Below are 11435 nucleotides of genomic sequence, written 5' to 3' on the forward strand. Positions count from 1 at the left end.
CTCGGGTTCCCGGAAGTCGGGGGGTCAGAGCGTCCGGGATGCCCCGGTTTCCGGGAGCCCGAGTCGATCTTCGGGTGGGCCGCAGCGCCGGGCAGGGGGCGGATTCGCGGTGGAGGCCGGCGACCTGTTAGCCTTGCTGCCGGCCCGCCCGGTGTAAGCCGGGTGGGACCGAAGCCGGTTCGCCGGCGGGGGGCTGTGGCGCAGACTGGTAGCGCACCTCGTTCGCATCGAGGGGGTCAGGGGTTCAAATCCCCTCAGCTCCACCAGCACGACGTTCTACCTGGGGAAACCCGCCGGGCAAGATTGGCGGGCACCAGATCCGGCACACATCAGCGAGAATCCGGGGCCTTCGGGCCCCGTTTTCGTTTGGCGCTCGCGTCGCGCAGCGCGCCGCTGATGATGTTGCGGCGGCGGTCCTTCTTCTGCCACCAGTGGACGTAGGTTTCGAGCGCGATCCGCAGGCTGGAGTGCCGAAGCGCGTTCTGGACGTCGGTGGGATCGGCACCCGAGGTGATCAGGCGGGTGGCGAAGTGGTGCCGCAGAGAGCGGAACCAATCGACGCTTGGCGCTCGGGTGCTCTGGGATGGTGGCGCCATCCCGACAACCTCCGTCCGGGCAGGCCCACCCACTCCGCCAGGTGCGGACGAAGGCCGACGGGATGGCTAGAAGGGCAAGTGGGGGTGGTCGCTGGGACGATGCTTGGCGAACGCATTGTCCGCGCCCTGGGCCGCCGGGCCAGGTTGGCCGGGAAACTGGGTTGCCGGAGCCGGGGCGGCCGGCGGGCTCGGCCGGGAGCCACTCGCGACAGACATGGCGATGCCGTTCGCTACGACGGCGACCAGCCCGAATATGGCCACCGGCACGTCGACCAGGAACGCCGGTCGCCAACCCAACGCCATCGTCAGCATGCCGCTCAGGACGGGTCCGAGCAGGAGAGCGGCGCCGAGCGCGAGGCCGAGTACCAGCCGGGCCCGGGAACGCCAGCGACCCAGCTGACCGGACAGGGCGATGGCGACGCCGACCACGGTTCCGGCGCCCAGTCCGACGAGCACCCGCCCTGCCACCAACAGCGCCGCCCCCGGGGCGAACGCGCTCACCGCGCTCCCAACGATCAGGAGCACCAGCGCCGGCACCCCGGTCGCGGTGGGCCACCGCCGGCCGAGCAGGTAGCCGGGCGCGACGAGGGACGCCATTGCCACCATGCACGATGCGACCACGGTCACTGTCATGGCGGCGGTGGACAGTGCGAGGTCGCGCTTGATCGCGCTGGCCAGGGGCCCGATGGGTGCGGTGAGCAGTCCGACGGCGAGCAGTGCACCAAGCGCTGGGCCGACAAGCGACCAGAGCGGGCGAACCACCAGTGGTTGGGCCGGTGCGGTGGACCCGGGCGAAATCACCCCGCGAGTATAAGCATCGGACCCACTGTCACCGCGATCTCCGAATGCCCGCGGCGCCTGCGCCGCCGTCAACACCCTGATCTGCTCCCTGCCTGATTCCGCGGGGGTGGTCGGTCATCGAAGGTTGGCGAGAGTAGGCGTGATCAGTGGGTCGTCGGCGAAGTGATCACAACTCGGGCGCTCGCTAGGCGAAGCGTTCGGTCGTCACGGGTATCAGGCCGTGCTGCCGCAGCACGGCTGTCAGGTCGGACAAAGCCGAACCCACCGCCTCGGCGCAATCTGTTCTCATCAGGACGGTCACGTCGAGACACCAGGCCAGGGTGCCGCCGACTCGTCGCAAGTCCCAGGTGATGTGATCGCCGTTCTTGTCGAGGTGACCGCTCGCGGCTGCCGCGTTAGTGCCGTCGACAGGCGTGCGCCAGAGCGCCTGGAGGTTGGCCACCTGCTCCGCGCGGAGATCCCTGGCGAAGAGGACGCGGTACACGCGCCGCTCGTGGAAGTCGGCCGGTGGCTGGGCCGGACCGAGCCGCAGCGGTGGGGTGGCCGCGATCGGTTGGTGGTCGAGGAAGTACGTACGCAGCACCGCTTCGTCCGGCAGTCGTCCGCCGCCGAGCCTGTGATAGACGCTCTCGGCCTCGGCGCGTGTGGTGGGAACCACCCGCACCAGCAACTCCGGGTTGGTGCGCATGCCGCGGCTCAGCGAGGCGGAACTCCACCAGTCGGCGCCCGGCGTCCAGCCTGCGCTGTCCAGGCCCCTCGCGGAGAAGTCCTGCTGGCGGGCGAACTCCTCGACGACGATCCCGTCCACGGTCTCGGTCGACGCCGAGCCGCCGCGCCGCTTCAGGACGAGGTAGTAGTCCAGGGGCGGCCGTCGAGCGACCACCTCGAAGGGCACGGCGGGGAGCGCATCGGCGGACACGACCCAACCGTAGCGATGGGCTAAGGCCCTCCGGAAGCGGTTAGCATCCGGACCTCTACGTGAGGAGCCCAGATGACTTCGGTGGCCCAGACCCGGTTCGGCATCGTCGGCAGCGGCTGGCGAGGTGAGTTCTTCCTTCGCCTGGCCCGGCTGCTCCCCGAGCGGTTCCGGGTGACCGGGGTGGTGACGCGTACCGAATCGCGGGGAACCGCCGTGACGGCCGACTGGGGCGTGCGGACCTTTCGCACGACGGCGGAGTTGCTCGCCCACGAGCGGCCGGACTTCGTCATCGTGTCGGTGCCGTGGCCGGTGACGCCCGAGGCGACCCGGGAGGTGGTCGCGGCCGGCGTACCGGTGCTCGCCGAGACGCCGCCCGCCCCCGACCTGGCGGGTCTGCGCTCACTCTGGGCCGACGTCGGAGGAAGCGGTCTGGTGCAGGTCGCCGAGCAGTACCTGCTGATGCCCGGGCACGCCGCCCGGCTGGAGCTGGTCCGCGCCGGGGTGCTCGGCGAGCCGACCTCGGTCCAGATCTCCTCGACCCACCTGTACCACGCGGTGTCGCTGATCCGTGGCCTGCTCGGCGTCGGTCACGAGAGCGCCGAGGTCAGCGGGCGTGCCTTCGTCGCGCCGCTGGCAAATCCGCTCTCGCCGGCCGGCTGGAGCGGCGACGACACCCCGCAGCAGCTCACCACCACCCTCGCGACCATCGACTTCGGCGGGCGGATGGGGTTGTACGACTTCACCGACAACCAGTGGTGGAACCCGCTGCGTGCCCGTCGGTTGGTGGTGCGGGGTTCGCGCGGTGAGCTGGTGGACGACCGGGTGGTCCGCCTGGTCGACCCGACCACGCCGGTGGAGTCGTCCCTGGTGCGACGCCAGACGGGTCTCGACCTCAACCTGGAGGGGCTCGACCTGAAGCACATCAGCTTCGACGGCGACGTGGTCTATCGCAATCCGTTCGTCGGCAGTGGGATGTCCGACGACGACATCGCGGTGGCCGACATCGTCGCCCGCGCCGGGGCGTGGGCGCGGGAGGAGGGCCCGGCTCCGTACCCGCTCGCCGAGGCCTGCCAGGACCATCTGATCAGCCTCGCCATCGAAGAATCGGTACGCACCGGCCGGCCGGTCGTCACCGCCACCGAGGCGTGGGGGCGGTAGCCCACCCGCCACGCCTACTGACGACGCCGGACGCGGGGCTGGCCCGGTTGGACCAGCCCCGCGCCCGGACGTTCACGGCTTCCAGGAACCGGCGGTCTGGAACTGGTCCTGGTACTCCAACGCGCCCGAGGTGTCGTGCACGTCGAACACCACGCTGCCGGTGCGTCTGGTGCCGGCGGTCAGGTCGTCACTGGCCGGCATCGGTTTGCCGCAGCCGGAGAAGGCGCCACCGATCGCGGTGGTCTTGGTGCCGTCGGCGGCGACCCACTGGAAGTAGAGCGGGTTCGTCGACGCGGTGCCCTTGGTGACGGCCACCGTCACGTCGGCAATCACGTACACGCCCTCACCGGGCTTCAGTCCGTGGGACTTGCAGGGTTTGGTGGCGCTGCTGAACTTCGTCACGGTGATCTCGACGGTGCCGGCGTCGCCGTTGACGACCAGGGTGTCGCCGGGCGACAGGTCACGGGTGTCGTCGTTCACCTGCGGTGGCGTCGACGGGGTGGCCCGCGCCTCGCTCACCGTGGTCGAGGCGCGGTTGGTGCCGATGACGACCGCCACGATGCCACCGGCGCAGGTAAGCAGGGTGAGGACGGCCGCCGTGACCGCGACGAGCACGACGGACTTCTTGGCGCGGTCCGTCTGCACCGGTGGTGGTGCGATGATCGGGTAGCCCGGGCCACCGGGTGCCCGGTATCCGCCGCCAGCGTCCTTGTAACCGCCAGCTGCCGGGTACGCGGCCCCCGAGAACGGCGGCTGCGGTGTCGCCGCGAACGGACGCTTCGGCGACTGCGGGTTCGGCTGGTGGGGGTCCTGCGGCCTGACGGAGGGCTGGGGGTGGGTCACCGTACTCCTTGACGCTTCGGTACGTGCGGTGCGGGAACCCTTCGACGTTACCGTGGGTGGCGGAGCGCCCAGTCGCCACGTTGGAGGGTGTCCCATCGAAGGCCATACGTCATCGCACTGGCCAGCATGGACGGTGTTCGGTCGGTCACCGAACGCCAGTGTGGATCGGTATCCCATTCATCGCTATGAGTAACAGGGCGAGGTCAGCGCAGCGGAAGCACGGCGGCGGTCCGGACCAGCCCGTCGGCGATCACGAAGCGGCCGGTGATCGATGCCGGCGGGTCGTCGATCCCCGCCGCGTCCACCCGGGCCGGCGCGATCCAAGCGGTGAATGTGCCGGCATCCGGATCAAGGTCGAGTCGGGCGTCATGGAAGTCCAACCAACCGCGGACGACCGGGTACCACACCTTGTAGACGGTCTCCTTCGCACTGAACAGCACCACCGGCCAGTGGACGTCGCCGGGTAACCGCGCACAGGCGGCCTCCTCCTCGGGCAGCAGCACGAGTCCGCGTACTCCCGGATTGACCTCGCGGTGCTGCTCGGCGTCCATTCCGACGGACCGGATGTCGGTGGTGTGCGCCGCCGCGGCGGCGCAGTAGCCGGCGGTGTGGGTGATGCTGCCGACGACCCCGGCCGGCCAGACCGGCGCGCGGTCGGCGGCGGCTGGCACGGCGGTCGTCGGCAGGCCGAGGTCACGCAAGGCCCTGCGGGCGCAATTCCTCCCCGCGGCAAAGTCCCGCCGACGGGTCTGCACCGCCCGTTCGCCGAGACATGCCTGCTCAGCGGGGAGCAACTCGCCCGTCCAGTCCTCGGGCCCGGCGACGGCGACAGCGACCGTCGGTGGCAGCAGGTCACGCATTCCGGCGACCTACTGGTCGGTAGGAATGGCGCATCGGGTCAACCGTCAACTTTCCGACTCCCACGACCGCTGAAGGTACCGCAAAGATGTAACACCGGAGGGACGCGCAGCGCTCTCCCTGATGGCTCCGGGGGGACCACCATCAATGCTGGCCGGCGTGGCAGCCGCCAGCCCCGTGGACATCTGGAAGGACGTGCGATGAGCGATGGTGCGGAACGGCCGGGGGTGCGGGCTGACGAGCACGCCCCGAAGACCCCGTGCTGGAGCTGCGGCTCCTGCGGTGACGAGTGGCCGTGCGCGACGAAGCGCACCCGGCTGCTGGCGGAGTACGGGGGTGATCGCGCCATGCTCAGCGTCTACCTGGGTTCCTGCCTCGCCGCAGCCACCGAGGATCTGCGCGCCGCCCCGGTGATGTCGCTCCAGGACAGGTTCATCGGCTGGTTGCCGCGCGGCACCCGGCGTAGCTGACCCTCTGGTGGCCCCGCCGCCGGGCGGGGCCACCAGAGGCGGCGTTCAGCGACGTCGCGGCCGTCGCGTCACCGCGAAGCCGAACACGCCGGCCACCGCGGCGAGCGCGCCGCCGATGCCGGTCCAGACCCAGCGCGAGCCGAGATCCGGCAACCAGTCCGCCAGCGGGTCGCCCTCGTCGTCAGCCTCCGCGTCCACCGGGGGTACGGCGTTGAGCACCGTGCCGGCCTTGATGTTCGGCACCAGCGGGGCGGCCAACTCACCGTCGTCGGCCGAGGCGCCCCGGTCGGCGATGGTGCCGACCAGCAGGTCCACGTCGATCGGCGCACCCAGATCCGGCTCCGGCAGGTCGGTCACGGAGAGCCGGACGACGTACGTGCCGGGTAGTGGATCGGCCGACCAGGGCTCCGCCCACGGCCGTACCTCGCGCAGCGTGCAGCCCAGCACCACGTTCGACGCCTTCGCGTCCACGGTCGGGGTCTGTGCCCCCGCCGTGCACGCCTGGCGTCGGCGCAGCCCGTCGAAGACGTCCACCGTCCAGGTGGAGGCGCCGCTGCGTCCCTTCGGGAAGGTGACGGTGGCGGTGATCTCATGCACCTGGCCGGCCGTCGCCGGGAACGACCAGTAGAGGTGGTCGCCGATCGAGGCGTCCACCCGTACCGGTTGTCCGGCGGTGATCGGGGTGGCGCTGAGGAACGACGTGCCGGCACGGTTCACCGGCGTGGCACCTGGGGAGGGGGTCGGTGCGGCGAGGGCCGCAGCGGGCAGCAGAGCGGCCCCACCGGCGGCGAGCAGGGCCGCCATCGACCGGAACAGTGCGGTGCGCATCAGTTCTCCCTCCAGGTGGCGACCCACCAGCGGGTGAGCAGACCGGCGAGCAGACCGGTGATCAGCCCGGCGATGGTGAGCAGGGCGAGCAGCACCCAGCCGCGGCCGAGGTCCGGCCCGTCCGGTGCGGGCGCGGCGGCGACCACGTCGATGGTCAACTCCACCGGCATGCCCGGTGTCGCCGCGGTGCCGGGACGCGGGGCGAACGAGTTGCTCACCACCAGGCAGACGGTGGTGGGCTCGACGACCGGCGCGGAACTCTCCTCGGTCTCCGCGGCATCCTCGTCGTCGGCGGTGGCCGACCAGCGCAGCCCGGCGGAGAGCACGTCGGCCCGTCCGCTGCCGGCGTCCGCGCCCCGGACGAGTTCCCGGCCGTCGGCGGCGGTGGCCCGCAGCAGCACCCCGTAGTCCCGGTTGACGGCCCGGTCCAACGCCATGCTCACCGAAGCCCGCAGCTCCTGCCCGGGGCGGATCGGCACCCGGTAGTAGCGATGCTCGGAGAACGCCTCACGGTCGGCGTAGACGCCGGGGGCGAGCAGCGGCGCCGAGTCGCACGCGGTCGTGCCGCCGACCACGGTCGGGGCCCGGGTGTGCGTGTCGGCGGCCCGCTCGACGAGCTGTTTGATCCGGTCGGTCAGCTCCTCGGCGCTCTGCGCGGCGGTGTAGGTGCCGCCGGTCGCGCCGGCGATGCAGAGCAGTTGCCGGCGGACCTTCTCGTCGGGGGCCAGGCCGAGGGTGTCGACGACCAGGCTGGTTCCCTGGGCGGCCAGTTCCCGGGCCACCTCGCAGGGGTCGGGCGGAGCACAGGTGTCCTCGCCGTCGGTGATCAGCACGATCCGCCGGGTGGTGGCGCCGGTGCCCAGGTCCTGCGCGGCGGAGCGCAGTGCCAGCCCGACCGGGGTGAACCCGGTCGGCCGAAGTGTCGCCACGGCCGCCTTGGCGGCGGACCGGTTCACCGGGCCGATCGGCACGATCTGCTGCGTGTCCTGGCAACCGACCTTCTTGTCCTTGCCGCGGTAGGTCGCGCCGAGCACCCGGATGCCGAGCTGTGTCTCCTCGGGTAGCGCGTCCACCACCTCGCTGAAGGCCTGCTGGGCGACCGAGATCCGGGTGCGTCCGTCGATGTCGGCGGCGCGCATCGACCCGCTGACGTCGAGCACCAGCTCGACCCGGGGCGGCTCGGGCGCCGGCTCCTCGTCGGCCTGCGCCGGGGAGGGCCCGGCCAGCGCGGTGGTCGCCAGCAGCCCGAGAAGGACCGCCGTCGATCGTCTGAAGTTGATCACGACCCGCAGTGTAGTGAGATCCACTTTGGATGATCGTTTGGGTGGAGGCGTGCGGAACTGACGGCACCGGCCGGGTCAGCGGCCACCTCGGGCTGGCCGCGCCCGCGCTCTGGGTCCACGCCGGGTCACCCTCGGTCAACTGTGCGAGGGAAGGTGTCGGCCCGGCCACCATCCGTCGGAAATCTGACCCAAGTCGACCCGTTGTGCCGGTGGTGCGCGGTGGTTAAGCTCTTCATGCGCGCCCCAATCGCCCGCTTCCCCCGTGGCAGGCGATCGGGGCGCGCGTCTTTGTGAAGAAGGGCCCGCACGCTTCGGCGTGCGGGCCCTTCTCTCGTCGCGCTGTGCGGCGCGTCGCCTGTCGACGCTTATATCCACCGACCGTCGAGCCACATCCGGGACAGCCAGTCCGAGTACGGAATCACCCGGCCGACGAAGATCGGATAGAAGTACGCGAAGCAGAGCGCCACCAGCAGCACGTACGCCCCCGCCGCGATGCTGCCCACCAGCCGGCGCTCATAACTCGGGTCACCGGGCACCAGCGGCGCCACCGCACCCACCTCACCGCCGGCGGGCGCGATCAGCGCGCCCAGCACGTACACCACGGCCAGCACCAGGAACGGCACCGCCGGCGCGGCGTAGAACGAGAACATCGTCCGGCCGTCGAGGGCGAACCAGAACCACGGCAGCAGCCCGGCGGCCACGGTGAGCAGGATCGCGCCGGCCCGCCAGTCCCGCCGGGCCACACCCAGCCAGACCAGCGCCACCAGGGCGGGCAGGAACGACCACCAGAGCAGCGGGGTGCCGAGCAGCAGGATCTCGGAGGCGCAGGTCGGCGCGCCGCAGACGCCGTTGCTGGCGTAGTGGAACGCCACCGGCCGGCCCAGCAGCAACCACTGCCACGGCCACGACTGGTACTTGTGCGCGTCGTCGAGCTGGGCGTGGAAGCCGTACGCCGCGCGATGGTATTCGAAGAGGTTGATCAGCGGGCCGATCACCGGGCGGTCGCTGAGCGGAGCGCTCGGGTAGGCCGACGCGAGCCGGTAGTAGCCGTCGTCGGTGAGCAGCCAGCCCGACCAGGTGGCGACGTAGGTGCCCACCATGAGCACGCCCGCGAGCACCAGCCAGGGCAGCTCGTCGATGAGCGTGTCCCGCCAGGGCCGGCGGACCCCCGCCGAGCGGCGGACGCCGACCTCCCAGAAGAGCACCAGCAGCGCGAAGGCCGGCACGAAGTAGAGAGCGCTCCACTTCACCGCGCAGGCGCAGCCGATCAACACCCCGGCGGCCAGCCGCCACCACGGCCAGGTGCGCCAACCGGTCGGCGGCCGGCCGGCCCGGCCCGGCTGGCTCGGATCGAGCCCGTCGTCCAGAGCCCGTGCCCAACGGCGGCGGCGGGCGTCCCGGTCGAGCACCAACGCGCCGAACGCGGCCAGCACGAAGAAGAGCAGGAAGATGTCGAGCAGGGCCGCGCGGGACAGCACGAGGTGGAAGCCGTCCAGGGCGAGCAGCAGGCCGGCCGCGCAGCCGAGCACCGTCGAGCGGAACATCCGTCGACCGATGCGGACCAGCAGCAGCACCGACAGCGTGCCGATCACGGCCGCCGAGAATCGCCAGCCGAACTCCGGCGCGGTGGTCATCAGGTGCCCGGGGACGGACACCTTGGAATCCGCGTCCTGGTAGCCGAAGGCCCACTCGCCGACGCCGATCAGCCACTTGCCCAGCGGCGGGTGCACCACGTACGACGGGACGTTGTCCTTGTAGTTCCACTCCACGCCACGGGAGATCAGCCCGTAGGCGTCCTTGGCGTAGTACGTCTCGTCGAAGATCTTGCCCTTGGGGCTGGACAGCCCGACGAAGCGCAGGATCGCCGCGATGGCCACCACCACTGCCGTGGCCAGCCAGGAGAACCGGTCCACCTGGGTGTCGACGGTGGCGAACCGTCGCCGGACCACGGCGGCCACCCCGCCACCCTCGGCGTTCGGTGCCGTCGGCTCCTGGGTGGCACCGGGCTCGCCCGTCACCTGGATCATCTTGTCCGGATCGGCGCTCGGGCTCTGCGCTGTCGACGCACTCGTCACCCGGCGATCGTAGGCTGCCAAGGTGTCCGGCGGCGTCCGTCGTCCCTGATACCGGTATTCCCAGTCAATGAAGGAGACGAATCCGTGGGTGAAATGTCCGAAGTTGGGCGCCTGATTCTGCTCGGTGCTCCGCTCGGCAACCCCGCCGACGCCTCGGCCCGGCTCCGGGAGGTGCTGATCAGCGCCGACGTGGTCGCCGCCGAGGACACCCGCCGGCTCACCCGGTTGGCCCGCGATCTCGACCTCACCGTCGGCGGTCGAATCGTCTCCTACTTCGAGGGCAACGAGGAGCGGCGCACCCCCGAGCTGGTCGAGGCCATCCTCGGCGGGTACGTGGTGGCGCTGGTCACCGACGGCGGGATGCCCAGCGTCTCCGACCCCGGCTACCGGCTGGTCCGTGCCACGTTGGACGTCGGTGCGCCGGTCACCGTCGCCCCCGGGCCGAGCGCGGTCACCACCGCGCTGGCCGTCTCCGGGCTGCCCTGCGACCGGTTCTGCTTCGAGGGCTTCCTGCCCCGCACCGGCGGCGGCCGCCGATCCCGGCTGCGCGCGCTCGCCGCCGAGGAGCGCACCCTGGTCTTCTTCGAGGCGCCGCACCGGATCGGGGCGACCCTCACCGACCTGGCCGACACGTTCGGGGCGGACCGGCCGGCCGCGCTCTGCCGGGAACTCACCAAGACCTACGAGGAGGTGCTCCGCCGCCCCCTCGGCGAGCTGGCCCGGTGGGCCACCGAGGGAGACCCGCGCGGAGAGATCACCCTGGTGGTGGCCGGAGCCCCGGTGACCGCCGCCGAACGCCCCGACGACGACACCCTGCGCGCCGCCGTCGCCGAGCGGGAGGCCGCCGGCCGGTCCCGCCGGGACGCCATCACCGACGTCGCCACCGAGTACGCGCTGCGCCGCAGGGACGTCTACACGATCGTGCACAGCTGACCAAGGTGGTCGGGCTCGCCGGACGGCGGGCTCACCACGCGGCGGCCAGAAAGCCGACGGTGATCAGCGTGGGGCCGGCGATGGCGGCGGCCACCGCCCAGCGGCGGTGCCGGCGGCCGGGCAGCCGGGCCGATCCGGTCCACCGGACGATGCCGGCGGTGCAGCCCAGCACCCCCAACAGCCCGGGCAGCCACCGCAGGTGCCGGGCCAGGCCGACGTCCGCGTACGCGGTGCCGCTGTCCGGGCCGGTCATCCGCGCCGGCAGTGGGGTGCCGGCCGCGCTCCCCTCGACGGGCACGCCGCTGACCCGCACACCATGGGCGATGAACCGCCCGTCCTCGGCTGTGAAGATCCCCCGGCACCGTTGGGTGAGCCCGCCGCCGGAGCACTCGTCGATCACCACCGTGCCCGTCCGGGCGTGCCCGACCGCGAGCCAGAACGGGCCGGCGCTGACCCAGGCGAAGAAGGCCGCGACCAGGCTCAGCACCACCAGCGCGGCGAGCCCGGGCAGCGGATCCGGCGGCGGGGGCGTACGGCTGGGCGCCCGGCGCCGCGCCAGATGGAAGCCGCGGAACCGCGCCGGTGCCGGGTCCTTGCGGACCGGGGTGCCGTCCCAGTGCACCTGCTCGATCGGTGCCCAGAAAGCACCGCCGTCGTCGTCCGTCGGGTCG

General features: G+C 71.8%; 12 protein-coding genes and 1 tRNA gene. 4 read left to right on the top strand and 9 right to left on the bottom strand.

Features of this window, described 5'->3' with window-relative positions:
- The first annotated feature begins 189 nt into the window (after positions 1–189).
- Positions 190–266 (top strand) — tRNA-Ala (locus tag PSH25_RS00650).
- A gap of 63 nt (positions 267–329) precedes the next feature.
- Here PSH25_RS00650 and PSH25_RS00655 read toward each other — a convergent pair.
- From PSH25_RS00655 to PSH25_RS00665, 3 genes are all read right to left on the bottom strand, one after another.
- Entirely contained in the window at positions 330–596 is a 267-nt protein-coding gene (locus tag PSH25_RS00655; RefSeq protein ID WP_238657074.1) for a tyrosine-type recombinase/integrase, read from the bottom strand.
- A 66-nt stretch (positions 597–662) separates the two neighbouring features.
- Positions 663–1397: an MFS transporter gene (locus PSH25_RS00660; RefSeq protein ID WP_238657075.1), complete on the bottom strand. Its 735-nt coding sequence runs from the start codon at positions 1395–1397 to the stop codon at positions 663–665.
- A gap of 184 nt (positions 1398–1581) precedes the next feature.
- On the bottom strand, positions 1582–2316 hold the full coding sequence (locus PSH25_RS00665) for a hypothetical protein (RefSeq protein ID WP_238657076.1): 735 nt from the start codon (positions 2314–2316) through the stop codon (positions 1582–1584).
- Positions 2317–2388: 72 nt separating this feature from the next.
- Here PSH25_RS00665 and PSH25_RS00670 point away from each other — a divergent pair, with 72 nt between their 5' ends.
- Positions 2389–3474 carry a Gfo/Idh/MocA family protein gene (locus tag PSH25_RS00670; RefSeq protein ID WP_238657077.1) on the top strand — a complete coding sequence of 362 codons (1086 nt, stop codon included), beginning with the start codon at positions 2389–2391 and terminating at the stop codon, positions 3472–3474.
- A gap of 72 nt (positions 3475–3546) precedes the next feature.
- On the opposite strand, the gene PSH25_RS00675 is transcribed toward PSH25_RS00670, so the two are convergent.
- Both PSH25_RS00675 and PSH25_RS00680 read right to left on the bottom strand, forming a co-directional pair.
- Positions 3547–4317 (bottom strand): DUF4352 domain-containing protein, encoded by a 771-nt coding sequence (locus tag PSH25_RS00675; protein ID WP_238657078.1) that lies wholly within the window; start codon positions 4315–4317, stop codon positions 3547–3549.
- Positions 4318–4520: 203 nt separating this feature from the next.
- On the bottom strand, positions 4521–5177 hold the full coding sequence (locus PSH25_RS00680; RefSeq protein WP_238657079.1) for a 4'-phosphopantetheinyl transferase family protein: 657 nt from the start codon (positions 5175–5177) through the stop codon (positions 4521–4523).
- A 198-nt stretch (positions 5178–5375) separates the two neighbouring features.
- Between PSH25_RS00680 and PSH25_RS00685 the strand changes: the two genes are divergently transcribed.
- Positions 5376–5645 carry a hypothetical protein gene (locus PSH25_RS00685; RefSeq protein WP_238657080.1) on the top strand — a complete coding sequence of 90 codons (270 nt, stop codon included), beginning with the start codon at positions 5376–5378 and terminating at the stop codon, positions 5643–5645.
- A 45-nt stretch (positions 5646–5690) separates the two neighbouring features.
- Here the strand turns inward: PSH25_RS00685 and PSH25_RS00690 are convergent, their stop codons facing one another.
- From PSH25_RS00690 to PSH25_RS00700, 3 genes are all read right to left on the bottom strand, one after another.
- A complete protein-coding gene (locus PSH25_RS00690; protein ID WP_238657081.1) occupies positions 5691–6473 on the bottom strand; it encodes a peptidase in 783 nt (260 codons plus the stop codon).
- A complete protein-coding gene (locus tag PSH25_RS00695; RefSeq protein ID WP_238657082.1) occupies positions 6473–7756 on the bottom strand; it encodes a VWA domain-containing protein in 1284 nt (427 codons plus the stop codon). Before PSH25_RS00695 ends, PSH25_RS00690 begins: the two co-directional genes overlap by 1 nt.
- 365 nt (positions 7757–8121) lie before the next feature.
- A complete protein-coding gene (locus PSH25_RS00700) occupies positions 8122–9783 on the bottom strand; it encodes a dolichyl-phosphate-mannose--protein mannosyltransferase (protein WP_274526811.1) in 1662 nt (553 codons plus the stop codon).
- Between the two features lie 141 nt (positions 9784–9924).
- On the opposite strand from PSH25_RS00700, the gene rsmI reads away from it, so the two are divergent.
- Positions 9925–10764, top strand: coding sequence for a 16S rRNA (cytidine(1402)-2'-O)-methyltransferase (gene rsmI / locus PSH25_RS00705; RefSeq protein WP_274526812.1), 840 nt, complete (start codon positions 9925–9927; stop codon positions 10762–10764).
- Between the two features lie 31 nt (positions 10765–10795).
- On the opposite strand, the gene PSH25_RS00710 is transcribed toward rsmI, so the two are convergent.
- On the bottom strand, positions 10796–11435 hold a 640-nt coding region (locus PSH25_RS00710), incomplete at its 5' end, for a hypothetical protein (protein ID WP_238657085.1).

Source organism: Micromonospora foliorum, assembly GCF_022229015.1.
GTDB classification, from domain to species: Bacteria; Actinomycetota; Actinomycetes; order Mycobacteriales; family Micromonosporaceae; genus Micromonospora; species Micromonospora foliorum.

What these genes read in the sequence shown, in the direction of transcription:
- PSH25_RS00700 (WP_274526811.1), bottom strand. Translation starts at nt 9,783, where the DNA reads ATGATCCAGGTGACGGGCGAGCCCGGTGCCACCCAGGAGCCGACGGCA.
- PSH25_RS00685 (WP_238657080.1), top strand. Translation starts at nt 5,376, where the DNA reads ATGAGCGATGGTGCGGAACGGCCGGGGGTGCGGGCTGACGAGCACGCC.
- rsmI (WP_274526812.1), top strand. Translation starts at nt 9,925, where the DNA reads ATGTCCGAAGTTGGGCGCCTGATTCTGCTCGGTGCTCCGCTCGGCAAC.
- PSH25_RS00670 (WP_238657077.1), top strand. Translation starts at nt 2,389, where the DNA reads ATGACTTCGGTGGCCCAGACCCGGTTCGGCATCGTCGGCAGCGGCTGG.
- PSH25_RS00655 (WP_238657074.1), bottom strand. Translation starts at nt 596, where the DNA reads ATGGCGCCACCATCCCAGAGCACCCGAGCGCCAAGCGTCGATTGGTTC.
- PSH25_RS00690 (WP_238657081.1), bottom strand. Translation starts at nt 6,473, where the DNA reads ATGCGCACCGCACTGTTCCGGTCGATGGCGGCCCTGCTCGCCGCCGGT.
- PSH25_RS00680 (WP_238657079.1), bottom strand. Translation starts at nt 5,177, where the DNA reads ATGCGTGACCTGCTGCCACCGACGGTCGCTGTCGCCGTCGCCGGGCCC.